The organism is Chania multitudinisentens RB-25 (assembly GCF_000520015.2).
Taxonomy (GTDB): Bacteria; Pseudomonadota; Gammaproteobacteria; order Enterobacterales; family Enterobacteriaceae; genus Chania; species Chania multitudinisentens.
Map to the genome: position 1 here is coordinate 1,487,773 of NZ_CP007044.2, position 24,468 is coordinate 1,512,240.

The window sequence follows — 24,468 nt, forward strand, 5'->3', positions numbered from 1 at the left end:
AAGTACCCCTTTATTCCCCGATTGTTTCCCGATTGGCCCAGGTAAAACATTCGTTATTGGTGTAGCGGATGCTGAAATCGGATTCGAATAACTGCTGCTGATAATGTTCATTCACGCTGCGGTTGGTCACCAGATTATCTACTTGGCTGAGATGGCCGAGGGTGCCGATAGCGCTGGCCTGAATGGGAACGTGGGTGAGGATGGCCGTCTTGTTCTGTGCCTTATCCATGCAACGCTGGTAGTGCGAGGCCAGCAGTGGTGGATCGATATTCAGGATGCCGGAACCGTCCGTGATGCTGGCTTGCAGAATGCAGTGGTTGATGGTGAATTGCTGAATAACGGTATCCAGCGCTTTACCGCTTAGCACCAGCTGCGAGCGGATCAACTCCCCGCCAGCCACGATAATCTCGCCGTCAACAAACTGATCGGCCAGCATCGCATGCTGCAAATCATTGACGATCAGCCGTAACTTTTTCAAACCGCTGAGAAAGGGGATTACTTTGCGGCAAATATCACCGTGGCCAAGAAATACCGTGTCGCGATCGGTAATCATCCTGGCGCAGTGGCGGGCAATTTCCAGTTGGTTGGCAAGCCGGAGTGACGGCAAGGTGAGAACGGGCTCGCTCGTCATCTGCTGCGGTTGTGAAGGCGTTGCAATCGCTCCCCCAAAAGAGCGTTTGAGATAGCCTTGCTGTTCCAGATAACTGAGATCGCCACGGATCGTCACGCCGGAAACCCCCAACTGGGCAGAAAGATCCTCGACCTTGATTTCCCCTTGCTGGCCGACAATTTCAGCAATTTTCAATCTGCGTTTCAGCAGGTTAGATGACTTTCTGGGCACATATGCCCCCATGGTTAAGCGGTAATGATGGCTACTATATCCTTCATACTTTCTAATTGAAAGTAATACCAACGCAGGCTTTCTTGCTTTTGAAAGTGAGGGGGATTATTGCCTGCATAATCGGGGTTTAATTAAATTATTATTTATATTCATAGTGTTAAATAAAATCTGATAGCGCATTTTATTGTGAGGTAGTTGTCATACGAGTGAACCTTAGGCGAGTCGCTATTGCGATAACAGCTTATTTTTCGTAATCAATAATGTGTTTAATTACGTTTTGAAAGTTATTTAATAATCTTCGATCCTTATCACGCTTTTATGCTGGCGTTATCTCTATATTGGGTTTCACTTAGAAAGTTTTAATTAATTAATTTTCATTTTGTAATCATCCGTTGCGATACCAGGTGCTGATGAAACCGGAGCCAAGGAGGATCGATGTATATCATTTCGAGCCACAACATGTTGAAGAAAGCGCAACGGCAAGGGTACGCAGTGCCAGCGTTCAATATCCACAATCTGGAAACCTTGCAGGTGGTAGCCGCAACCGCTGCGCAGTACCGTTCACCGGTGATTTTGGCGGGTACCACCGGCACTTACCACTATGGTGGGCTGGAAAACCTTATCGTGATCGTCAAGGCGCTGGCGCATGAGCATCAGATCCCGCTGGCCCTGCATCTGGACCACCATGAAGATCCGGCCGATATCTTCCATAAGATCAACGCCGGTATCCGTTCGGTAATGATCGACGGCTCACACTTCCCTTTTGAAGAAAACGTAGCGCTGGTGAAACAGATTGTTGAGTACAGCCACCGTTATGATGCCAGCGTTGAGGCCGAGTTAGGCCGCCTGGGTGGGCAGGAGGACGATCTCATCGTGGCAGGCAAAGACGCTATCTATACCTCGCCGGAAGCGGCGGTGGAATTTGTTGCCCGTACCGGTATTGATTCCTTAGCGGTGGCGATTGGCACTGCACATGGTTTGTATCAAGCAGAACCACAACTGGATTTTGCCCGTTTGGAACAGATCCGCGATCGGGTCGCAGTGCCGCTGGTATTGCACGGTGCTTCTGGCCTGAGCGACAGCGATATTCGCCGCTGCATCAGTCTGGGGATCTGCAAGGTTAACGTCGCCACCGAGTTAAAGATCGCCTTCTCGGATGCCCTGAAAGACTATTTTAATCAGCATCCCGACGCCAATGACCCACGCCATTATATGCAACCAGCGAAAAGTGCCATGCAGCGAGTGGTGGAAAAAGTGATTGGCGTCTGCGGCTGTGAAGGAAAACTATAAATATTAATGAATAACACCCCTACAAAAACGGCAAGTTATCATAAGCAGAAATAATAAAAACTGAGGATAGAACATGAAAAATATAAAGGTATTAGGCTCGGTGCTGGCGATAAGTTTGGCTATATTCTCTCAGGCAACGTTAGCGAAGGAATATAAGATTGGTGCATCACTGCTAACGCAGCAGCATCCTTTCTATATTGAATTGGCTGATGCCATGAAAGCAGAAGCCAAGAAAGATGATGTGGTATTGAATATCTCTATTGCTAATCAGGACCTGAATAAACAGCTCTCAGACGTAGAAGATTTTATTACCAAGAAAGTTGATGCCATTATTATTTCCCCGGTGGATTCCAAAGGCGTACAGGCTGCGATCATCAAGGCGGAAAAAGCCGGTATTCCGGTGATTACCGTTGACGTGGCGGCGGAGGGCGTGCCAGTGGTTTCCCATGTAGCAACCGACAACTATGCCGGTGGTGTCGAAGCGGGCAAGCTGATGGGCAAACAGCTGAATGGCAAAGGTAAGGTGGCGATCATCGATTACCCAGCGCTGCAATCGGTAGTGGCTCGTGTGGAAGGCTTCAAAAAAGGGTTGGCAGACACCCCAGAGGTGAAGATTGTCGCGATTCAGACCGGTATCACCCGTGCGGAGGCGCTGACCGTGGCACAGAACATCATGCAGGCACACCCAGATCTGAACGGCCTGTTTGGTTTCGGTGATGATGCCGCTTTGGCCGCAGTGATCGCCGCCAAATCTGCCCGTAACGACAATATCAAGATTATCGGCTTCGATGGGATGAAAGAGGCGCGTGATGCCGTGGACAGTGGCAAAACCTTTGTGGCAGTTATCCGCCAATATCCAGATCAAATGGGTGCTAAAGCCATTGATGCTGCCGTCGATCATCTCAACGGTAAACCGGTGGCGAAACTGATCCCGGTCGCACCCGGCATCTATACCGGCAAATAACAGGGTTCAATAAGATCCGTGGCAAACATCCCTCACACTGTAGGAGAGGGTGAGGGGCGTTGTTTGGGCCGTGAGCGGAGGATGCCATGACGGATACGGTGCTGGTGGTAACGGAAATAGCCAAAAGTTTTGGCCATGTTGATGCACTCAAAAATGTCAGCCTGAAAATACGCAAAGGGAAAGTTCATACCCTGCTGGGAGAGAATGGTGCCGGTAAATCGACGCTGATGAAAATTCTGGCCGGTATTTATCCTCCCAGCAAAGGGGAAATTATTCTCAAAGGGCAAACCGTCACTATTGCCAATCCGCAGCATGCCAGAAAGTTGGGGATCGCCATTATTTTTCAGGAACTCAGCCTGAGTAATAATATGAGCGTGGCGGAAAATATTTACGCTAATAATGAGCCTACCCGCTTTGGGTTTATCAATGACGGCCAAATGGTTACGGATTGCCAACGCCTGCTGACCGATTTGGCTATCCCACTCAACCCGCAGCAACTTGTCGGTACGATGTCGATGGCGCAGCGCCAACTGGTGGAGATTGCCAAAGCGTTGAGCTACCCGGCAGATGTGGTGATCATGGATGAGCCGACTTCTTCACTGAGTGACAACGAAGCCAACATTCTGTTTGGCATTATCGACAAACTGAAACAGCGCGGCTGCGCTGTGATTTATATCTCGCATCGCATGGATGAAATCATGCGGGTTTCAGACGATATCTCGGTGCTGCGTGATGGGGAATACATTGCCACTCATGATAAACGCCGGACCGATATTCACCGGCTGATTGCTCAGATGGTTGGCCGTGAAATGACCAATATCTACCCGCCGCGTATTGGTGAGCCTCCAGGCATGGAGCAACCTCCGGTACTGGAAGTCCACGATTTTTCACAGGAAAAATTGTTCCACGATATCCATTTCTCGGTACGAGCCGGGGAGGTGTTGGGCTTTTTTGGCCTGGTGGGTTCGGGCCGTTCCGACGTCATGAAGGCCATTTTCGGCCTGACGGGCTACCAGGGTGAAATTCGCATCAATGGCGCTGCCGTCGCCATCCGCAACCCGAAACAGGCGATAGAACAAGGCATAGCCTTTGTAACGGAAAACCGTAAGGAGGAAGGGCTGGTGCTGATGCATGATGTGAATATGAATATCCATCATGTGGCGTTTCAGTATGCGGGATCCAGCCTGATCAAGCACCAGCGTGAAGAGGCAAAAACCCTGCTGGCGATCCGCCGTATGAATATTAAGGTCAGTTCGCCGCACCAACTGGTCAGCACCTTGAGCGGCGGCAATCAGCAAAAGATCGTGCTGTCGAAATGGCTGGAGAAAGTACCAAGGATATTAATCCTTGATGAGCCTACACGCGGTGTGGATGTCGGCGCGAAGTTCGAGATCTATAACGTGATACGCCAGCTCGCGGCGCAGGGCACCGCCATTATTTTGATCTCTTCCGAGCTGCCGGAAGTGATGGCACTCAGCGATCGGCTGGTGGTAATGCGTGCCAAGCAGATCGCCGAGGTTTTTGCCACCGATGGGTTAACGCAAACACAAGTTATGGCCGCAGCAACGGGAGTCAAATAATGAGCGAAAAAGTGCTGGTTGCTAAAAATAATTCGGCGTTCAACGGGCCCGGGAAACTGGCAAAGGCCATTAAGCAATACGGTGGCATTCTGGCTGGCCTGATTGCCTTAATCGTACTGTTCGGTTTTATCAACGACAGCTTCCTGAGCGTGAATAATATTACCAATATCATTCTACAGGTTTCGATTATTGCCATTACCGCCTATGGCATGACCTACGTGCTGTTGCTGGGGGATATCGATCTCTCGGTGGGGTCAACCATTGCTTTGATAGGCACCTTTGCTGCCCTTGGGCTATCGTTTGGCATTCCGTTTATTCTGGTGATCCCGCTTTCGATGATGGCAGCCCTGGTATTGGGATTGGTTAACGGTAGTTTGACGGCGCTGGCCGGTATTCCTTCGTTTATTGTTACCGTTGCCACGATGGGAATCTTCCGTGGCATCGCTTATATCGTTACCGACGGCACGCCGATCATGATTAAAGACGAAGCCTTTCTGGCATTGGGTAACGGCGAGTTCCTTTATATTCCCATTCCGATCTGGGTCCTGCTGGTGCTGTTATTCGTCAACCACTTTGTTTTGGCGAAAACCCGCTTTGGCCGAAAAATCTATATTACTGGTGGCAATAAAGAGGCGGCGGTTTATTCAGGCATTAACGTTTCGGCATTGAAAATTAAAGTCTTTATGATCACCGCCGTGATGGCGGGCATCAGCGGCATGATTCTGGCGTCACGTCTTTATTCCGGCCAACCCAACGCAGCGTTGAGCTATGAGCTGGATGCTATTGCCGCCGCAGTATTAGGGGGAACTAGCCTCAATGGGGGTTATGGTACGGTGATTGGCACCATGATTGGGGCGTTGACCATCGGGGTGATCAACAATGGTATGAACTTAATGAACGTGCCTTATTTCTATCAGATGGTGGTTAAAGGATTGGTGATCCTGATTGCGGTGTATGTCGACGTCAGAAACAAGAAGAAACGTGGCTGAGGAACAGGACAATGAGAAAGATTTATACCATCGGCGAGATCCTGGTTGAAATCATGGCCGATAAGGTTGGCCAGGCCTTTACCCATCCTGGCGTCTGGAATGGCCCTTTCCCCAGCGGCGCTCCGGCAATTTTTATCGATCAGGTCACCAAGCTGGGCGGGCAGTGCGGCATTATCAGCTGCGTGGGCAATGATGGTTTCGGCACGTTAAATATTGAACGCCTGAAGGCCGATGGCGTGGATACGCGCGGTATCCGCGTGCTGCCTCATGAGACGACCGGCAGCGCCTTTGTCACTTATCATGCCAACGGCGAACGTGATTTTATTTTCAATATCAAAAATGCGGCCTGCGGGAAATTATCGGCCGAACATGTTAATGCCGAATTACTTCAGGACTGTCAGCATTTTCACATTATGGGCTCTTCGCTGTTTTCATTCCCGATGGTGGATGCGGTGAAAAAGGCGGCGGGTATTGTGAAAGCAAATGGCGGCACATTATCTTTCGATCCAAACATTCGCAAAGAAATGCTCGATATTCCAGAAATGCGCGACGCGCTGCATTATGTGCTGGAATTGACCGATATTTATATGCCGAGCGAAGGTGAAGTCATGCTGCTTTCTTCACAAGCCACGCTGGATGAGGCGATTGCCCGCTATCTTAAAGACGGTATTAAAGAAGTGGTGGTGAAACGCGGCAATAAAGGGGCGAGTTATTACTCCGCTGAGGAGACCATACACATTGATAGCTACCGTGTTGATGAGGTTGATCCCACCGGTGCAGGTGATTGTTTTGGCGGTGCCTATATTGCCTGCCGTTTGCAAGGCCATAGCATCCCGCAGGCCCTGCGCTATGCCAACGCCTGCGGAGCACTGGCCGTGACCCGGCGTGGGCCGATGGAAGGGACATCAACCTTTTCCGAGCTTGAAGCCTTCCTGCAACAACAGCATGTTGCTTCTGTTGGGGTGTTGTAAACGTCAGTTTGCCGTTATTACTGGTTGGCAGTAGGTTAAAGGAACAGAGAGATCTCAACGCGTATGATCCTGACAACCATAAAAAAACACCGCAGAGAAGATCTCATGCGGTGCTTTTTATTAAGCTAAAACCGTTAAGCGGCGATCAGGTTTCTTGCAGGCCCAGCTTCTTCTCCAGATAGTGGATGTTGGTGCCACCGTGCTGGAAGTTTTCATCGCTCATGATCTTTTGCTGTAGCTCAACGTTGGTTTTGATGCCATCGATGATCAACTCAGCCAGGGCGTTTTTCATGCGCGCAATCGCCACATCACGGTTTTCACCGTAAGTGATCAGCTTACCGATCATGGAATCATAGTACGGCGGTACGGTATAACCGGCGTAAATATGGGATTCCCAGCGCACGCCAAAACCACCCGGAGCGTGGAAACGGGTGATCTTGCCAGGGCTCGGCAGGAAGGTGTTGGGATCTTCGGCGTTGATACGGCATTCCACCGCATGGCCGTGGATCTTCACTTCATCCTGTTTGATCGACAGCGGCTGACCGGCAGCGATACGCAACTGCTCTTTGATCAGATCCACGCCGGTGATCATCTCCGTTACCGGGTGTTCCACCTGAATACGGGTGTTCATCTCAATGAAATAAAACTCGCCGTTTTCGTACAGGAACTCAAACGTGCCCGCACCGCGGTAACCGATCTCCACACAGGCTTTCGAGCAACGCTCACCGATATAACGGCGCAGTTCCGGGGTGATCCCCGGTGCTGGGGCTTCTTCAACCACTTTCTGGTGGCGGCGCTGCATGGAGCAGTCACGCTCCGCCAGATAGATGGCATTACCCTGCCCATCGGCCAACACCTGAATTTCGATATGGCGTGGGTTTTCCAGATACTTTTCCATATAAACCATGTCGTTATTGAAAGCCGCTTTGGCTTCTGCTTTCGTCATGGTAATGGATTGCTCAAGATCTTTGTCGTTGCGCACAACGCGCATGCCACGGCCGCCGCCGCCGCCAGAGGCCTTGATGATCACCGGGTAACCGATACGCTTGGCAAAGGCACGGTTTTTATCCATGTCATCGGTGAGCGGGCCGTCGGAACCGGGTACGCAAGGCACCCCGGCTTTTTTCATCGCGTTGATAGCAGAAACTTTGTCACCCATCAGGCGGATAGTCTCAGCACGCGGGCCGATGAAAATAAAACCGGAACGCTCAATCTGCTCAGCAAAATCAGCGTTTTCAGACAGGAAACCATAGCCAGGGTGGATCGCCACCGCGCCGGTGATTTCCGCCGCTGAAATGATGGCCGGAATGTTCAGATAGCTTTTGACCGAAGGCGCAGGGCCGATACAGACGGTTTCGTCGGCCAACAGTACGTGTTTCAGATCGCGATCGGCTGCCGAGTGAACGGCAACGGTCTTGATGCCCAGCTCTTTACAGGCACGCAGAATACGGAGCGCAATCTCGCCACGGTTGGCGATAACAATTTTATCAAGCATGATGCGCCTCGTTATTCGATGACGACCAGTGGCTCGTCATATTCAACCGGTTGGCCGTTTTCGACCAGGATGGCTTTAACCACGCCCGATTTGTCTGCTTCGATCTGGTTCATCATTTTCATTGCTTCAACGATGCACAGGGTGTCGCCAGCGTTCACTTTCTGGCCCACTTCCACGAAGGATTTCGCGTCTGGGCTTGGTGTACGGTAGAACGTCCCAACCATTGGGGAACGAACCACATGGCCACTCATGGCCGCCGGGGTTGCAGAGGTGTCTGCGGCCGCAGGAGCAACGGCAGTAGCCAGAGCAGGTTGCTGCTGGGCTGGCATTGCGTACTGTTGCATCATAGGGTAAGCCTGCGCGGGTGCGGCACGGCTGATGCGAACTGACTCTTCGCCTTCAGAGATTTCCAGTTCAGAAATACCTGATTCTTCAACCAGTTCGATCAGTTTCTTGATTTTACGAATATCCATGAGTGTGATTCCGTACTCTTTTGTGTATACCCGTCATACTTCAAGTTGCTTGGGTGTTGGCTGCCTTCACTCATCCCAGTCACTTACTTGAGTAAGCTCCTGGGGCTTCGTTCCGTTGCCGCCTACAAGCAACTCGAATTATTTTGGGTATGGCCATTAGTGGGTTGTTGACAAACGGCGAACCGCTGCCTGTAAAGCAAATGTGTAGCCATCCGCGCCGAGGCCGCAAATCACGCCTACCGCAATATCCGACAGGTAAGAGTGATGGCGGAAAGGCTCACGGGCATGCACGTTGGACAGATGGATCTCGATAAATGGGATCTGCACTGCCAGTAGCGCATCGCGCAGCGCCACGCTGGTATGCGTGAACGCCGCGGGATTAATCAGAATGAAATCCGTATTACCGCGTGCCTGATGAATGCGATCGATTAGCGCATATTCGGCGTTGGATTGCAGATGGCTCAGGGTGATGTCTAACGCGAGCGCCTGGTTTTCTAATCCATTAACAATCTCTGTCAGCGTCGTGCTGCCGTATTTCTCCGGCTCACGCGTCCCCAGCAGATTCAGATTGGGGCCGTTCAAAAGCAAAATGTGAAACTTATCCGCCATTGTGCTGGTATCTCCGGCAATAAAACCATCATCGTAGAACATAGCCCGATGTCACTGATTTGTCACCTGCGGCACCGCGATTTTACGTGGATGGCAGGAACAAGGTCGGGCATTATAACGATATCGTAGCAATTCGCAGCTAAATACTGGTCTTATCAGCGAAGATATTCAACCCTGAATTGACAAACAGATAACCTCATTATCGGATTATGAGGGATAGAACACAGAAAAGTTCCGTACCAGAAGTGGTGATTTTTCCCGTCAATCGAAGGCGTTTAACTAGGTTTACCGCCACCAACTGCGGAATTTCTTGTAGCGCAGGGCCAGTAACAGCAATGCCAACACAGCGTAAATAAAGGGTTGTGGTGAAAAGGTTTTAACCGACCACAGATAGTGAATCGGGGTCAGGATAGCGACCAGATAGACGAAATTATGCAGTTTTTGCCACTTAGCCCCCAGCTTGCGTTGTGCCCAGAGCGTTGAGGTGGTAGCCAGCGCCAGCAGAAGCAGCCAACTGACGATCCCGAGCGTCAGATACGGGCGGGTGACCAGTTCGCGCCCCAGTAGGTTAATATTGCTCAAACCCAGTTCCAGCGTTGAATAACTGATCAGATGCAGTGTAGCCCAGGCAAAACACCACAAGCCCAGCAGGCGGCGGCAGCGGATCAGCATGGGTTGGCGCGTGTAACGGGCGAGAGGCGTGACTAATAAAGTGGCCAGCAGCAATTTCAACGCCATTCTGCCGGTAAAATGCTGGATATCTTTGGCCGGATCGGCGCTGAACCAGCCTTGATCGACCGCCAGAATCAGCCACAAAAACGGCAGAAAAGCCGCCAGAGTGATCACCACCTTCAGCCAGCGGATATGGGTTGGGGTTAAGCGCACTCAGAAGTTCTCCCTTAAATCCAGGCCACGATACAGCGAGGCAACCTGATCGGCATAGCCATTGAACAGCAGCGTTGGCTGGCGTTGAACATCCAGAATCCCGCCAGCACCGATGAAACGCTCGGTGGCTTGCGACCAGCGCGGATGATCGACATGCGGGTTCACGTTAGCGTAAAAGCCGTATTCATCGGGGGCAGACAGGTTCCAGGTGGTCGGCGGCTGTTCCCGGGTCAGGTTGATCTGCACGATGGATTTGATCCCTTTAAAGCCATATTTCCACGGTGTGATCAGGCGCAGTGGCGCGCCGTTTTGCGGCGGCAGTGTTTTGCCATATACACCGACGGTCAGCAGGGCCAGCGGATGCATGGCTTCATCAAGCCGCAACCCTTCCACATAAGGGTATTGCAGACCACCCCCGATAAAGCGGTCTTTCTGGCCGGGCATCTGCTCAGGGTCATACAGGGTTTGGAACGCGACATAGCGTGCATGGCTGTTGGGTTCTGCCAGTTTGAGCAGTTTACCCAATTCAAACCCGATCCAGGGCACCACCATCGACCAGGCCTCAACGCAACGCATACGGTAAATACGTTGTTCAAGTGGGAAACGTTTCAGTAAGTCGTCGATATCCAACGTCATCGGTTTGGCGACTTCACCGTCGATCTTCACCTTCCAGCCGGTGGTTTTCAGCCCACCGGCGTTAGCGGCCGGATCGGCCTTATCCAGACCGAATTCGTAGAAATTATTGTAGCCAGAGACTTTTTCCTCCGGCGTCAAAGGCAGATTAGCCTGCCAGATCTCCGGTTTGCTGAACTCCAGCGGGTTACCCGGTGGTGCTTTAGGCCGATCGTTACCTTTGAACCACGATAATAAATCGGCTTGGGCGCGGGTGGATAGCGCCAGCGAAGCCGTAGTGAGGCCTAATGCCTGAAGTACTTTACGCCGTTGGTAGAACACGCTTTCAGGCGTGACGTCGGCTTCGGTCAGCTTTGGTTGTTTTTTCATTATTTCTATCTATTTTTGGCAGGTGATGGGTTAAGCATGGCGTGAAAGCCAAAGTTATGCGAGAGGGAGGAGTGTAAAAATGGGTGACACAAGGCTTAAAGCGTAAAGAAGCGGGCTCTTGGCTTCGGCGCGTTTACCGTTCGCAATAAACGCTCGCTTTCCCTGCCTCAAGATGTGGATAAGAGGTAATCCAAAGGGAAAGCGAGCCGTTAACCCGAACTATAATTTTCCGCGATTTCAACGGATTTTCACCAGCGTGCGGCCAGTGACGTTATTGTTCATCAGCGCAGCAGCTGCGGCAGGTACTTCTTCAAGCAGAATCTCCTGTGTTGCTTGCTGATAGAAACTCTCCGGCAGAATATTGGCCAAACGCTCCCAGGCGGCTTGGCGGCGCTGAAAGGGGGTATGCACCGAATCTATGCCTTGCAAGCGCACGTTACGCAGGATAAATGGCATCACGGTAGTGGGTAACTGATAGCCACCGGCCAGGCCGCAAGCGGCAACGGTCGCGTTATAATTCATCTGTGCTAGAACCCGCGCCAGCAATTTATCGCCAACGGTATCAATGGCGCCAGCCCACAGTTGTTTTTCCAACGGACGTGGTGTTTCAATATAATCGCTGCGTGGCAGAACCTCTTTGGCTCCCAGCGATTTCAAATAGTCAGTATTACTGTCGCGGCCACTGATAGCCGTCACGTTGTAGCCCAACGCGGCGAGCAGGGCAACCGCCGTGCTGCCTACGCCGCCACTGGCACCGGTCACCAGAATATCACCATCTGCGGGTTTCACCCCACCTTCCTCCAGCGCCATCACACACAGCATGGCAGTAAAACCCGCAGTACCCAGGATCATCGCTTTGCGCTCATCTAACCCTGCCGGCAAGGGCACCAGCCATTCGCCGGAGACGCGGGCCTGTTCGGCCAACCCTCCCCAATGGTTTTCACCAACTCCCCAGCCAGTGAGCACCACGCTTTGGCCCTTTTTGAAGCGTTGATCTTGGCTGCTGTAAACTTGGCCAGCAAAATCGATGCCGGGCACCATGGGGAAGTGGCGGATTATCTTGCCCTTCCCCGTGATTGCTAACGCATCTTTATAGTTCAGGCTGGACCAGTTGACTTCAACCGTGACATCGCCAACTGGCAGCAGGTTACTGTCGATATTTTTGACCTGCGCCAGAACTTGTTCGCCTTGTTGTTCCAATAGCAGTGCTCGCATGTCACTCTTCTCCATGGTTTCATATTTGATATGAATGTTTGGGTCGGTTTTATTTGACTATATTCATAGTAAAAATGTGCGTTCTGATAAAGAACAAAAAAATAGTGCTTAATGGTTTTCTTCATCGTTTATGCTTGGTAGGGTGACAATTAAACCTGATATTGAGTAAGGATAAAGAGATCGCTTGCTTAATTTTTTTAAATCAGGATGTTGTTTTTACTCCAGCTGAAACGGGGCCTTTAGATATCAAAGGGTGAATGTTTATTTAACCATCGCAGACAAGGCACGGAGATGAGATTTACGACTAAACTCTCTGCACTGATCACCCTGCTCGTTGCACTGGCTATGCTTTTAATGCTGATAGGGTGTTCATACAGTTTCTTTCAGGTCACTGAGGAGCGTATTGAACGCCGTTTCGAAACATTGGCAGTTTCTCTCGATCAGATGATGCTGCATGAACCCCCTCAAGAATATGCTCGCTGGCTGCCGCTGGTGATGCAGCCGCTTGGCATTGTTGCCATCAGTATTGATACAGAGAAAAGCAATCTTTTTACCTATCGGTTACCGGTGCAGAAAGAACCTTGGGAATCACTCAATGGCCATCGGCAGGTTTCGCTGAGCATGATGCACCACCCTGGGACGGTGCTGAATATCACCTATTTTGATCCTTTCATCACCGATATGCGTTCACTGCAATCTACGGCGGCGGTGATCCTGTCAGTTATCATTATGATAGCTATCCTGTTATTCAGCCTGCGTTGGTTACGTGAGCAAGCTGAGGGGGAAGATCGTCTTGAACGCCGTGCCCGGCGTATTCTCAATGGCGAACGGGAGGAAGTGCTCAAGGGGGATGTACGTGAGTGGCCAGCCACCGTCAGTGGTGCGCTTGACCGCCTGTTGGCGGATCTGGCCGAGGCGCGCGAGGAGCGCAATCGTGTCGATACCCTGATTCGTGCTTTTGCCGCACAGGATGCGAAAACCGGCCTTAATAACCGTCTGTTTTTCGATAATCAGCTGACGACGCAGTTGGAAGAAGGGGGAGCACACGGCATTGTCATGATGGTGCGTCTGCCTGATTTCGATACGCTGCGTGAAATTCACGGTAATGCAACGGTGCAGGAATTGATGTACTCGCTGGTGAACCTGTTATCGACTTTTGTCATGCGTTACCCCGATGCATTGCTGGCCCGTTATTTTCACAGCGATTTTACCGTATTGCTGCCGCACCGTACCTTGAAAGAAGCCGATGGCATTGCCACGCAGCTGATTAACGCTATAGATTCATTACCTTCAACGACGCTGATCGATCGTGAGGCATTCTTGCATATTGGCGTGGTTGCCTATCGTAGTGGGCAAACCACCGAACAAATTATTGATAACGCCGAACAAGCCACGCGTCATGCTGCGCTTCAGGGAGAAAATAGTTGGTATGTCTACGACAGCGATGTGCCAGAAAAGGGGCGCGGCAATGTCAAATGGCGTACCTTGCTTGAACAAGTATTGGCTCGCGGCGGGCCGCGTCTTTACTTGCAACCTGTGATCACGGTGGAAGGTGAAGTGCACCACCGTAAGGTGATGAGCCGGATCCATGATGGTACGCAGGAACTGTTGCCAGCGGAGTATTTACCACTAATAAAGCAGTTCGGGCTGGCAGAAAGTTACGATCGCCAGCATATGAGTCGGATAATTCCGTTATTATCCCTTTGGCCTGAAGAGACGCTGGCATTTCCACTGTGTGTCGATTCATTATTGCAGCGCAGTTTTCAGCGTTGGGTGCGTGACACCCTGCTACAGTGTGAAAAAAGTTCCCGTCGGCGAATTCTAATTGAACTTGCTGAGGCAGAAGTGTGTCAACATATCGACCGTTTGCGTCCGGTGCTGCGATTGTTCTCGGGGCTGGGTTGCCGTTTGGTGGTTTCTCAGGCGGGGTTGACCGTGGTAAGTACTTCTTATATCAAATATTTACCGGTGGAAATTGTCAAACTTCACCCGGGTTTGGTGAGGAGTATTGACCGGCGTGATGAGAACCAACTGTTTGCTCAGAGTTTGACCGGCGCGTGTGAAGGCACCCAGACGCAGGTTTTTGCGATTGGCGTGCGTACTCGCAATGAATGGCAAACGCTGAAAGAGTGTGGAATTCTTGGCGGACAGGGCGACTTTTTTGCCGCACCGGAGCCGATCGATGTCAGTCGTAAAAAATATTCGCGTCGTTATCGTGTTTAATCTGATGACCGGGTAAAAATTGACGTAGAATAGTCTGTCTTTTCCTGTGGGCGTCAATAGGTGCTTACCACCGTTGGCAATCAGGAGAAATGTTAAATTTTGTGCGCTGTGTTACGCCGTTTGATACGTTGACTTGGTGGCAAACTGAATCTTAAACGCGGGATTTCAGGCCCCATATTCGCTTTCCGTGCAGACGGCCGGAAACAACACAGACTATTTTTCACCGAAGTAGAACATTTCTGCGCCTTGTCGCTGCTTCGTGTGGTTGGTAAAGTAGGCGGATTTTATTCTCCGCCCCCAGCTTGCAGGATTATCCTTTCGTTATGTTTAAGAAATTTCGTGGCATGTTTTCCAATGACTTGTCCATCGATTTGGGTACCGCCAATACCCTGATTTATGTTAAAGGACAAGGCATTGTACTGAACGAACCGTCGGTGGTGGCGATCCGCCAGGATCGTGCTGGTTCCCCCAAGAGCGTTGCGGCCGTGGGCCATGACGCCAAACAGATGTTGGGGCGTACACCGGGTAATATCGCGGCCATTCGTCCGATGAAGGATGGCGTTATCGCCGACTTCTTTGTGACTGAAAAAATGTTGCAGCATTTTATCAAACAGGTTCACAGCAACAGTTTTATGCGCCCAAGCCCGCGCGTGCTGGTTTGTGTTCCTGTCGGAGCGACCCAGGTTGAACGCCGTGCGATCCGTGAGTCCGCTCAGGGCGCTGGCGCGCGCGAAGTCTTTCTGATTGAAGAACCGATGGCTGCGGCGATCGGCGCTGGCTTGCCGGTATCAGAAGCCACCGGTTCGATGGTGGTTGATATTGGTGGCGGCACCACCGAAGTTGCCGTTATCTCACTGAACGGCGTGGTGTATTCCTCTTCTGTGCGCATCGGCGGCGATCGTTTCGATGAAGCCATCATTAATTATGTGCGCCGTAACTACGGCTCACTGATCGGTGAAGCTACCGCAGAACGTATCAAACATGGTATCGGCTCAGCCTACCCCGATGATGAAGTGCGCGAAATTGAAGTTCGTGGCCGCAATCTGGCAGAAGGTGTGCCGCGTGGCTTTACCATGAACTCCAATGAAATCCTTGAGGCCTTGCAGGAGCCGTTGACCGGCATTGTCAGCGCGGTCATGGTGGCGCTGGAACAGTGCCCGCCGGAGCTGGCTTCTGATATCTCCGAGCGCGGTATGGTGCTGACCGGTGGTGGCGCGTTGCTGCGCAACCTGGATCGTTTGCTGATGGAAGAAACCGGGATTCCGGTGGTTGTCGCAGAAGATCCACTTACCTGTGTGGCCCGTGGTGGTGGTAAAGCGTTGGAAATGATCGACATGCATGGCGGCGATTTGTTCAGCGAAGAATAGTCAGCCCCAGATTGGTGGGATCGTATCGGATAACGGTAGTCGCATGAAAGCCGGTGCGTTCCCCCTTTCTGTTGTCGAGGAACTCGCATAATTTATGAAGCCGATTTTTAGCAGGGGGCCATCCCTGCAACTACGACTTTTTCTGGCAGTGGTTGCGGCTATCGCCCTGATCGTTGCGGACAGCCGGCTTGGTACGTTCGTTAAAATACGAACCTATATGGATACCACCGTCAGTCCTTTTTATTTTTTGGCCAATGGGCCGCGTAAAGTTTTGGACAGCGTTTCAGAAACGCTGGCTACCCGCCAACAGCTTGAGCTGGAAAACCGTGCCTTGCGGCAGGAACTGCTGCTGAAAAATAGCGATATTCTTCTTCTTGGTCAATTCAAGCAGGAAAATGCCCGTTTGCGGGAACTATTAGGTTCTCCACTGCGCCAGGACGAACACAAAATGGTTACGCAGGTGATGTCAACGGGTTCCGATCCTTACAGCGATCAGGTGGTGATCGATAAAGGCTCGGATAACGGCGTTTATGAAGGCCAACCGGTGATCAGTGATAAAGGCGTGGTTGGGCAAGTGGTAGCAGTGGCGAAAATGACCAGCCGCGTTTTGCTGATTTGTGATGCTTCGCATGCGTTACCTATTCAGGTGCTGCGTAATGATATCCGCGTGATTGCAGCGGGCAGTGGTTGCACTGATGATTTGCAACTGGAACATTTGCCGGGGAATACCGATATCCGCGTGGGAGATGTGTTGGTCACTTCCGGTTTGGGGGGGCGTTTCCCAGAAGGCTATCCTGTCGCGGTGGTTTCTTCGGTGAAAGTGGATAACCAACGCGCTTATACCGTAATTCAGGCGCGGCCAACGGCGGGCTTGCAGCGTTTGCGTTATCTGCTGCTGCTGTGGGGGGCGGATCGCAACGGCGAAATGCCGCTGCCACCGGATGAAGTGCACCGCGTTGCCAATGAACGCCTGATGCAGATGATGCCACAGGTTCTGCCAGCGGCGGATGCCATGGGGCCACCTGCTCCCGTGACGGGAACCACGGTGCCACCGGCTGGCACGGAACCTGGAGCAACACGATGAATCGCTATCGCAGCAATGGGCGCTGGATAATCTGGTTATCATTTCTGGTGGCATTGGTGCTGCAAATTATGCCGTGGCCAGAGCAAATCTACATGTTCCGGCCATCCTGGCTGCTGCTGATCCTGACATATTGGGTAATGGCGTTGCCGCATCGGGTCAATGTGGGTACGGGGTTTGTACTGGGATTGGTCATGGATCTGGTCTTCGGTTCCACTCTCGGGGTGCGTGCGTTGGCGATGGGGATTATCGCCTACCTGGTTGCCTTCAAATTCCAACTGTTCCGCAATATGGCTCTGTGGCAGCAAGCGCTGATCGTGGTGCTGCTGTCGTTGGCAATGGATGTGGTGGTCTTCTGGGCTGAGTTTTTAGTGATCAACGTCTCTTTCCGCCCGGAGGTATTCTGGAGTAGTGTGGTCAATGGCGTGCTCTGGCCGTGGTTATTCCTGTTGATGCGGAAAATCCGCCGCCAGTTTGCCGTACAATGAGGTTATATCAATGACTTCGCTTTACCTTGCATCCGCTTCCCCACGCCGGCGTGAATTGCTGACCCTGTTGGGCATCCCGTTTGACATTATTCTGACGCATACCGAAGAACAGCGTCAGAACGGTGAAACGGCGGAAAACTACGTTCGCCGCCTGGCGCAGGAGAAAGCCCTGGCGGGTGTGGCGTTAGTGCCACAGCCTCGGCCAGTGCTGGGTGCAGATACCATTGTGGTGCTGAATGGGCAAGTGTTGGAAAAGCCGCACGATGAAGCGCATGCGGCCCAGATGCTGGCCGCCTTATCTGGCAAACGGCATCAGGTGCTGACCGCAGTAGCGGTTGCCGATCGGCATGACATCCTGTGTCAGTTGGTGGTCACTGAGGTGACATTCCGCAATCTGTCACAACAGGATATTCGCGATTATATCGCAACGGGCGAACCGATGGATAAAGCGGGTGCCTATGGAATTCAAGGAAAGGGTGGTTGTTTCGTCAGAACGATAACGGGGAGTTATCATGCGGTAATGGGGTTACCGTTGGTCGAAACACATGAGCTGCTCAGTCATTTTGCCACATTACGGGATGTAAACACCGGTTGATGGCACCATAAATTTCGCGTTGCAGCCCGTATCGCAGCAACCTGAAAAATGCAGGGCAGGCATAATCGACCGGCTCTGAGGAGAAAGCATGACAGCTGAGCTATTGGTTAATATTACACCGTCCGAAACACGGGTTGCCTATATCGACGGTGGCATTCTGCAAGAAATTCATATTGAGCGCGAAGCGAAACGCGGCATCGTCGGCAATATCTACAAGGGGCGTGTCAGCCGGGTGTTGCCGGGGATGCAGGCAGCTTTTGTTGATATCGGCCTGGATAAGGCGGCCTTCCTGCATGCTTCCGATATCATGCCGCACACCGAATGTGTGGCGGGTGATGAACAAAAAAACTTCCACGTGCGTGATATTGCTGAACTGGTTCGCCAGGGGCAGGATTTAATGGTGCAGGTGGTGAAAGATCCGCTGGGCACCAAAGGCGCGCGCCTTACCACCGATATCACCCTGCCTTCACGTTATCTGGTGTTTATGCCAGGAGCTGCGCACGTGGGTGTTTCGCAGCGGATTGAAAGCGAAGCCGAACGCGAGCGGTTGAAATGTGCCGTGGCAGGTTATTGCGACGATTTGGGTGGTTTTATCATCCGTACCGCAGCAGAAGGGATTGGTGAAGAAGAACTGGCGCAGGATGCTGCCTTTCTTAAACGCTTGTGGACCAAGGTGATGGAGCGCAAAAAGCGCAATCAGACCAAATACAAGCTGTATGGTGAATTGGCGTTGGCGCAGCGTATTCTGCGTGATTTCGCGGGGGCTTCTCTGGATCGTATCCGGGTTGATTCCCGCCTGACGTATGACCAACTGGTGGAATTCACCAGCGAATATATTCCAGATATCACCAACAAGCTGGAGTTGTACGCTGGTAGCCAGCCGATTTTCGACCTTTTCGATGTGGAGAACGAAATCCAGCGCGCGTTGGAACGCAAGGTTGAGCTGAAATCCGGCGGTTACCTGATTATCGATCAAACCGAAGCCATGACGACCGTTGATATCAATACCGGGGCGTTTGTTGGCCACCGTAATCTTGATGAAACCATCTTCAATACCAATATTGAAGCGACGCAAGCCATTGCCCGTCAACTGCGATTACGCAATCTGGGGGGGATTATCATCATTGATTTCATTGATATGAACAATGAAGATCACCGCCGCCGGGTATTGCACTCGCTGGAGCAAGCGCTGAGTAAAGATCGCGTTAAAACCACAATTAACGGTTTCTCTCAGCTAGGCTTAGTGGAAATGACACGTAAGCGCACACGTGAAAGCATTGAACACGTGCTGTGTCACGATTGCCCTACCTGTCATGGCCGTGGAACGCTGAAAACGGTGGAAACCGTTTGTTATGAGATCATGCGTGAGATTGTGCGCGTACATCATGCCTACGATTCCGATCGTTTCCTGGTTTACGCTTCAGCGGCGGTGGGTGAGGCGCTGAAAGGCGAAGAATCCCATGCGATGGCCGAAGTGGAAATCTTCGTCGGTAAACAGGTCAAGGTGCAGATTGAACCCTTGTACAGCCAAGAACAGTTTGACGTTGTGATGATGTGAGGCGTTTTCTCTCATCTCCACTCTTTCCCCAAAGGGCAAGAGAAAAACGGCTGGTGAGTTCAATGGGAAACAATAAGTGATATTGAACTCCGCCAGTGCCTCTTTCTTTGGGAAAGAGACGGGCAAAAGTGAAGCAATTCCCGTTGCCAAGGCAACGGATGCAAGGAGAAAGGCGTGAAGCGACTGCCCAGGCTTCTGTTCGCAACAGGCGCCATTTTAATCGTTGTTGTGGCGTTGCTGATCAGCGGGTTGCGTCTGTTGTTACCTGAGCTGAACAACTATCGCTCTCAATTGCTGGAGAAAGTGCAGGCGATCTCTGAGGTTCCCGTTGAAGCTGATTTTGTGCAGGGCAGTTGGGAAACCTTCGGGCCAACGTTGGAAGCCCGTAATATTCGCGTGGTATTGCCCAATAGCACGATGCAGATCGAACGGCTTACTCTGGCGCTGGACGTGTGGCAATCTTTGCTGCATTGGCGTTGGCAGTTCCGCGATTTGACCTTCCACCGATTACAGTTCGATCTCAATGCCGCATTTGGCGGTGAGGGCAGTGGCGGGCTTGCACCCAACAGAATCAGCGATCTGTTTCTTTACCAGCTGGATCACTTCGATCTGCGTGATAGCCGGATCTCTTTCCTCACCCCATCAGGGGAACGCGCCGAATTCCACATCCCGCAATTAACCTGGCTGAACAGCGATAACCGCCACCGTGCTGAGGGGCAGATTAGCCTTTCTACTCTTAATGGGCAGCATGGCGTGGTGCAACTGCGCCTGGATATGCGCGATGAGCATGGCCTGCTGAATACCGGTACGATCTATATGCAGGCCGATGATATCGACATGAAGCCGTGGTTTAGCCGCTGGTTGCGGGCCAACACCGGTCTGGAAAGTGCTGATTTCAGCCTCGCGGCCTGGCTCAATATCAAGAATGGCGAAATTTATAGCGGCAATGCCTTGCTCAAACAAGGGGTTGCTCGTTGGGTAGCTGGCGATGCAACGCATCGTTTGGATGTGGATAATCTGGCCCTGGCGTTAAACCGCGAAGGTCACGGCTGGCAGGTTAATGTGCCGCAGTTGAATAACCTGCAAACCGACGGGCAAGCCTGGTCAGCAGGCACTTTAACGGCGCTGTGGTTGCCGGAAAATAACCAGTTTATGGGGCCCAATCAGAATGAGGAACTGCGTATCCGTGCGGCGGGTATTCAGCTTGAGCGGCTAGAGGCCTTGTTACCGACTTTCTCTTTCCTCAGCCCAAACGTGTTGGAACGCTGGAGAGATCTACAGCCGCAGGGCAAGCTCCAGGCACTGGCACTGGATATCCCGCTGCGGCAGCCGGAGAAAACCCGTTTTCAGGCACAGTGGCAGGATCTGAGCTGGCAACCGTGGAAATTGCTGCCGGGAGTGGATCATTTTTCTGGGGCACTCTCCGGCAGTGTGGAAAAGGGGCGTTTGACGGTGGGGTTGCATAACAGCACGCTGCCTTATGGCGACATGTTTCGCGCACCGCTGGAAATCAGCCGGGCGAGTGGGGTCTTAACCTGGCAGAACAACAGTCAAGGTTGGGAACTGGCCAGCAAAGATTTGGATGTGCAAGCCAAATCGCTGTGGATTAATGGCGATTTCCGTTATCAGCAACCGGCCAACGATGCTCCTCGGCTGGATATTCTCGCTGGCATTCGGCTCAAAGATGCTGCCGATGCCTGGCGTTACTTCCCTGAACCACTGATGGGTAAGAAGCTGGTGGATTATCTGAGTGGCGCTCTTCAAGGAGGCCAGGTGGATACCGCCTCACTGATTTACGCCGGTAATCCACATCATTTCCCGTTCCGGCAGCAAGACGGGCAGTTCCAGGTTTATGCCCCGTTGCGCCATGCTACTTTCCAATTCCAACCGGAGTGGCCTGCCTTGGCGGATTTGGCGATCGATCTCGATTTCGTCAACGATGGCCTGTGGATGAATGCGCCACAGACCCGGTTGGGTAATGTGGCGGGAAGGAATGTCACCGCCGTGATCCCGGATTATCTGAAGCAAAAGCTGTTTGTTGACGCGGATATCGCTGGAACCGGGCAGGAAGTGCATGAGTATTTTAAACAGACGCCGCTGGATGAATCGGTAGGGGCAGCGTTGGATGAACTGCGGGTGGGCGGCCCTGTCAGTGGGCGCTTACATCTTGATATCCCGTTACAGGGTGGGCAGGTCTTGGCAACCGGTGAGGTGGCACTGCGTAATAATTCGTTGTTGGTGCAACCGCTGGCAAGCCAGTTGGAGAATGTGACCGGCAAATTCCGCTTCAACAACGGGGATCTGGAGAGTGACACGCTGACGGCTAACTGGTTTGATCAACCGCTGGCTATCAACTTCACGACGCAGGAAGGGCAGCCGGATTATCGGGTTAACGTGGCACTGAAAGGTGATTGGCACCCGGCCAAATTGGCTGGGATACCGCCTGAAGTGGCTAAGTCTCTTGATGGTAGCGCGTCATGGCAGAGCCAGATCGCTATCCAGCTGCCGCATCAGGGCGAGCCCAGCTATGAAGTGGGGGTTAACGCCGAACTCAAAAAAGTAAGCAGTTACTTACCCGCACCACTCAGTAAATCGGCTGGGGACGTTTTGCCCGTTAACCTGAAGGTGCAAGGCGGCCTGAATGGATTCACGCTTAACGGCAGCGCAGGTAAGCAAAATCATTTCAACAGCGAATGGCTGCTGGCCGACCAGCAGGTAACGCTGGCGCGTGCTGCGTGGCAAACCGGTGGCAGCGCGGTGCCTGAATTACCCAAAGACCAAGCATTGATCCTGAATTTGCCCGCGTTGGATGGCGAACAATGGCTGGCGCTGTTGGCACCCGCGTTCAAACAAGGGGGAGAAGCTGGCAAGGTGGGCAATTTCAGTTTCCCAACCGCGATAACGCTTCAAACGCCGCAGCTTTTGCTGGGTGGGCAAGCGTGGCACAACCTCCAGTTGGCGGTGGGGAAACAGCTTGGGGGCATGAGGAGCATCACCGCCAAGGGGAATGAAATCGACGGCAGTCTGCACATGCCTGCTCAGGGTACGTGGCGGGCGGATCTCAACTATCTTTATTATAACCCGCAGTTTTCCGACGATAAAAATACTGCAGGCGCTGCCAACCCGCTGGTTGCTGACGCCATTGAATTCCATGATTGGCCGCCGTTCATGTTGCGCTGTGAATCATGTTGGATGCTCGGGCAGAAATTGGGCAGAGTGGAAGCCGATCTGAAAAATAACGGCGACTCTCTGGTTCTGACGCATGGCCTGGTGGATACCGGCCAGGGCCGTATGACGGTGACTGGCTTATGGAAACAGAACAGCCGCGAAGAACGCAGCGCACTGCAAGGTAAACTGCTGGGCAGCAGGCTCGATCAAACCATGAGTTTCTTCGGCGTCACTACTCCGCTGACAGGCGCACCCTACACGATTGATTTTGATCTGTACTGGCATGGGCGGCCATGGAAACCGCAAATCAATACGCTGAATGGCACCATGAAGATTAATCTGGGCAAAGGTGAGATTGAAAACATTGGTGGTGGTCGGGCTGGTCAGTTGTTGCGGTTGGTGAGTTTTGACGCCTTGCTGCGCAAGCTGCAATTCGATTTCAGGGATACGTTTGGCAATGGTTTCTACTTTGACTCCATACGCGGCAACATCCGCACGAAAGATGGCATAATGCATACAGATAATTTATTTATCGATGGGTTGTCGGCCGATATTGCCATGAGCGGCCAGGTTGATCTGGTTCGCCGCCAGATTGATATGCAGGCGGTGGTAGCCCCTGAGCTTTCGGCCACGGTGGGCGTCGCTACGGCATTTGTGATTAACCCGATTGTCGGTGCGGCGGTGTTTGCTGCTTCGAGGGTATTGGGGCCGCTGTGGAGCAAGATCTCCTTCATTCGCTATGACATCAGCGGCAGCCTGGATCAGCCCAGTATCAATGAAGTGTTGCGTAAGCCAAAAGAGGAGAAGGCGCCATGAAAAATGCTAATGTGGCATTGTTACAACTGTGCAGTGGCGATCAGGTGCGCGATAACCTGGCCCAGATTGAACAGCAGATCAAGCAGCTCAATGCAGGGGTAAAACTGGTCATGACGCCGGAAAACGCGTTGTTATTTGCCAACGCGGCGGCCTATCGGGAACATGCAGAACGTCAAGGTGATGGGCCGTTACAACAGGCGGTGCGTGAAATGGCCCGCCGTTATGGCGTATGGCTGTTAGTGGGCTCTATGCCGCTGATTAGCCGTGAAGATCCACAGCGCATCACAACCAGCAGCCTGTTATTTGACGATCAGGGTGAAATTCGGGCGCGTTACGACAAAATGCATATGTTTGACGTGGATATCAACGATATGCATGCGCATTATCGTGAGTCGGATACCTACCAGCATGGCCAGCAATTGACGGTGGTTGATACCCCCGTTGGGCGTTTGGGGATGACGATTTGCTACGATTTACGTTTCCCTGGCTTGTATCAGGCGCTGCGCGCACAAGGGGCAGAGCTGATCTCGATCCCTGCGGCATTTACCCGCCTCACTGGTGAAGCGCACTGGGAGATCCTGCTGCGCGCACGGGCTATTGAGAACCAGTGTGTGATTCTGGCCCCGGCACAGGTTGGCCGCCATGGAGCCACTCGCCGCACCTGGGGCCATTCTATGGCGGTTGATGGCTGGGGTAACGTGCTGGTAGAGAACGCCGATAGAGTCTCCGCATTGAAGGTGCGTGTGGATATTGGCGCGTTGAAAACCATCCGGGCCCAGATGCCGGTGATGCAACACAACAGATTCCAGCCGTCGCTGATTGCGCCGGTTGAACCCTCCTCCTCACATAAAGAGTGAA

Annotated in this window: 20 protein-coding genes; 13 read left to right on the forward strand and 7 right to left on the reverse strand. The window is 52.2% G+C overall.

The window, feature by feature from the left end:
• Positions 1-10: 10 nt before the first annotated feature.
• Positions 11-841 (reverse strand): DeoR/GlpR family DNA-binding transcription regulator, encoded by an 831-nt coding sequence (locus Z042_RS06520; RefSeq protein WP_024913313.1) that lies wholly within the window; start codon positions 839-841, stop codon positions 11-13.
• A gap of 435 nt (positions 842-1,276) precedes the next feature.
• On the opposite strand from Z042_RS06520, the gene Z042_RS06525 reads away from it, so the two are divergent.
• From Z042_RS06525 to Z042_RS06545, 5 genes are all read left to right on the forward strand, one after another.
• On the forward strand, positions 1,277-2,131 hold the full coding sequence (locus Z042_RS06525) for a tagatose bisphosphate family class II aldolase (protein ID WP_024913312.1): 855 nt from the start codon (positions 1,277-1,279) through the stop codon (positions 2,129-2,131).
• Between the two features lie 73 nt (positions 2,132-2,204).
• Complete coding sequence (locus Z042_RS06530) at positions 2,205-3,095, forward strand: substrate-binding domain-containing protein (RefSeq protein WP_024913311.1); 891 nt, start codon at positions 2,205-2,207, stop codon at positions 3,093-3,095.
• Positions 3,096-3,181: 86 nt separating this feature from the next.
• Positions 3,182-4,675: a sugar ABC transporter ATP-binding protein gene (locus tag Z042_RS06535; protein WP_024913310.1), complete on the forward strand. Its 1,494-nt coding sequence runs from the start codon at positions 3,182-3,184 to the stop codon at positions 4,673-4,675.
• Complete coding sequence (locus tag Z042_RS06540; RefSeq protein ID WP_024913309.1) at positions 4,675-5,664, forward strand: ABC transporter permease; 990 nt, start codon at positions 4,675-4,677, stop codon at positions 5,662-5,664. Before Z042_RS06535 ends, Z042_RS06540 begins: the two co-directional genes overlap by 1 nt.
• Before the next feature lie 11 nt (positions 5,665-5,675).
• Complete coding sequence (locus Z042_RS06545; protein WP_024913308.1) at positions 5,676-6,635, forward strand: tagatose kinase; 960 nt, start codon at positions 5,676-5,678, stop codon at positions 6,633-6,635.
• Positions 6,636-6,780: 145 nt separating this feature from the next.
• Here Z042_RS06545 and accC read toward each other — a convergent pair whose 3' ends face one another.
• The 6 genes from accC to acuI all read right to left on the reverse strand — a co-directional run bounded on the left by accC (position 6,781) and on the right by acuI (position 12,314).
• Positions 6,781-8,130 carry an acetyl-CoA carboxylase biotin carboxylase subunit gene (accC, locus tag Z042_RS06550; protein ID WP_024913307.1) on the reverse strand — a complete coding sequence of 450 codons (1,350 nt, stop codon included), beginning with the start codon at positions 8,128-8,130 and terminating at the stop codon, positions 6,781-6,783.
• Positions 8,131-8,141: 11 nt separating this feature from the next.
• On the reverse strand, positions 8,142-8,603 hold the full coding sequence (gene accB / locus Z042_RS06555) for an acetyl-CoA carboxylase biotin carboxyl carrier protein (RefSeq protein WP_024913306.1): 462 nt from the start codon (positions 8,601-8,603) through the stop codon (positions 8,142-8,144).
• Between the two features lie 156 nt (positions 8,604-8,759).
• The gene (gene aroQ / locus Z042_RS06560; RefSeq protein WP_024913305.1) at positions 8,760-9,212 is read right to left on the reverse strand and encodes a type II 3-dehydroquinate dehydratase; all 453 of its coding nucleotides are present in this window, start codon (positions 9,210-9,212) and stop codon (positions 8,760-8,762) included.
• A gap of 285 nt (positions 9,213-9,497) precedes the next feature.
• Entirely contained in the window at positions 9,498-10,097 is a 600-nt protein-coding gene (msrQ, locus tag Z042_RS06565; RefSeq protein WP_024913304.1) for a protein-methionine-sulfoxide reductase heme-binding subunit MsrQ, read from the reverse strand.
• A complete protein-coding gene (gene msrP, locus Z042_RS06570) occupies positions 10,098-11,099 on the reverse strand; it encodes a protein-methionine-sulfoxide reductase catalytic subunit MsrP (RefSeq protein WP_024913303.1) in 1,002 nt (333 codons plus the stop codon).
• Positions 11,100-11,336: 237 nt separating this feature from the next.
• Entirely contained in the window at positions 11,337-12,314 is a 978-nt protein-coding gene (gene acuI, locus Z042_RS06575; protein ID WP_024913302.1) for an acrylyl-CoA reductase (NADPH), read from the reverse strand.
• A gap of 291 nt (positions 12,315-12,605) precedes the next feature.
• On the opposite strand from acuI, the gene csrD reads away from it, so the two are divergent.
• The 8 genes from csrD (at position 12,606) to nit1 (ending at position 24,467) form a co-directional block, all read left to right on the forward strand.
• Positions 12,606-14,537 (forward strand): RNase E specificity factor CsrD, encoded by a 1,932-nt coding sequence (csrD, locus tag Z042_RS06580; protein WP_024913301.1) that lies wholly within the window; start codon positions 12,606-12,608, stop codon positions 14,535-14,537.
• 323 nt (positions 14,538-14,860) lie between these two features.
• Positions 14,861-15,904 (forward strand): rod shape-determining protein MreB, encoded by a 1,044-nt coding sequence (gene mreB / locus Z042_RS06585; protein WP_021180765.1) that lies wholly within the window; start codon positions 14,861-14,863, stop codon positions 15,902-15,904.
• A 94-nt stretch (positions 15,905-15,998) separates the two neighbouring features.
• Entirely contained in the window at positions 15,999-16,988 is a 990-nt protein-coding gene (mreC, locus tag Z042_RS06590; RefSeq protein WP_024913300.1) for a rod shape-determining protein MreC, read from the forward strand.
• Complete coding sequence (gene mreD / locus Z042_RS06595) at positions 16,985-17,473, forward strand: rod shape-determining protein MreD (RefSeq protein ID WP_024913299.1); 489 nt, start codon at positions 16,985-16,987, stop codon at positions 17,471-17,473. The genes mreC and mreD overlap by 4 nt, the downstream gene beginning before the upstream one ends.
• A 10-nt stretch (positions 17,474-17,483) precedes the next feature.
• Positions 17,484-18,068: a Maf family protein gene (locus Z042_RS06600; protein WP_024913298.1), complete on the forward strand. Its 585-nt coding sequence runs from the start codon at positions 17,484-17,486 to the stop codon at positions 18,066-18,068.
• Positions 18,069-18,156: 88 nt separating this feature from the next.
• The gene (gene rng, locus Z042_RS06605; RefSeq protein WP_024913297.1) at positions 18,157-19,626 is read left to right on the forward strand and encodes a ribonuclease G; all 1,470 of its coding nucleotides are present in this window, start codon (positions 18,157-18,159) and stop codon (positions 19,624-19,626) included.
• Between the two features lie 174 nt (positions 19,627-19,800).
• Positions 19,801-23,610 carry an AsmA2 domain-containing protein YhdP gene (yhdP, locus tag Z042_RS06610; RefSeq protein ID WP_024913296.1) on the forward strand — a complete coding sequence of 1,270 codons (3,810 nt, stop codon included), beginning with the start codon at positions 19,801-19,803 and terminating at the stop codon, positions 23,608-23,610.
• On the forward strand, positions 23,607-24,467 hold the full coding sequence (gene nit1, locus Z042_RS06615; protein ID WP_024913295.1) for a deaminated glutathione amidase: 861 nt from the start codon (positions 23,607-23,609) through the stop codon (positions 24,465-24,467). The genes yhdP and nit1 overlap by 4 nt, the downstream gene beginning before the upstream one ends.
• Position 24,468: the final 1 nt, after the last annotated feature.

Bases quoted from the DNA above. Each gene is read 5' to 3' on its own strand.
- Z042_RS06535 (WP_024913310.1), top strand. From the start codon at position 3,182: ATGACGGATACGGTGCTGGTGGTAACGGAAATAGCCAAAAGTTTTGGC.
- accB (WP_024913306.1), bottom strand. From the start codon at position 8,603: ATGGATATTCGTAAAATCAAGAAACTGATCGAACTGGTTGAAGAATCA.
- mreD (WP_024913299.1), top strand. From the start codon at position 16,985: ATGAATCGCTATCGCAGCAATGGGCGCTGGATAATCTGGTTATCATTT.
- Z042_RS06545 (WP_024913308.1), top strand. From the start codon at position 5,676: ATGAGAAAGATTTATACCATCGGCGAGATCCTGGTTGAAATCATGGCC.
- Z042_RS06525 (WP_024913312.1), top strand. From the start codon at position 1,277: ATGTATATCATTTCGAGCCACAACATGTTGAAGAAAGCGCAACGGCAA.
- csrD (WP_024913301.1), top strand. From the start codon at position 12,606: ATGAGATTTACGACTAAACTCTCTGCACTGATCACCCTGCTCGTTGCA.
- nit1 (WP_024913295.1), top strand. From the start codon at position 23,607: ATGAAAAATGCTAATGTGGCATTGTTACAACTGTGCAGTGGCGATCAG.
- Z042_RS06530 (WP_024913311.1), top strand. From the start codon at position 2,205: ATGAAAAATATAAAGGTATTAGGCTCGGTGCTGGCGATAAGTTTGGCT.
- aroQ (WP_024913305.1), bottom strand. From the start codon at position 9,212: ATGGCGGATAAGTTTCACATTTTGCTTTTGAACGGCCCCAATCTGAAT.
- msrP (WP_024913303.1), bottom strand. From the start codon at position 11,099: ATGAAAAAACAACCAAAGCTGACCGAAGCCGACGTCACGCCTGAAAGC.
- rng (WP_024913297.1), top strand. From the start codon at position 18,157: ATGACAGCTGAGCTATTGGTTAATATTACACCGTCCGAAACACGGGTT.
- Z042_RS06600 (WP_024913298.1), top strand. From the start codon at position 17,484: ATGACTTCGCTTTACCTTGCATCCGCTTCCCCACGCCGGCGTGAATTG.
- mreC (WP_024913300.1), top strand. From the start codon at position 15,999: ATGAAGCCGATTTTTAGCAGGGGGCCATCCCTGCAACTACGACTTTTT.
- acuI (WP_024913302.1), bottom strand. From the start codon at position 12,314: ATGCGAGCACTGCTATTGGAACAACAAGGCGAACAAGTTCTGGCGCAG.
- mreB (WP_021180765.1), top strand. From the start codon at position 14,861: ATGTTTAAGAAATTTCGTGGCATGTTTTCCAATGACTTGTCCATCGAT.
- accC (WP_024913307.1), bottom strand. From the start codon at position 8,130: ATGCTTGATAAAATTGTTATCGCCAACCGTGGCGAGATTGCGCTCCGT.
- Z042_RS06540 (WP_024913309.1), top strand. From the start codon at position 4,675: ATGAGCGAAAAAGTGCTGGTTGCTAAAAATAATTCGGCGTTCAACGGG.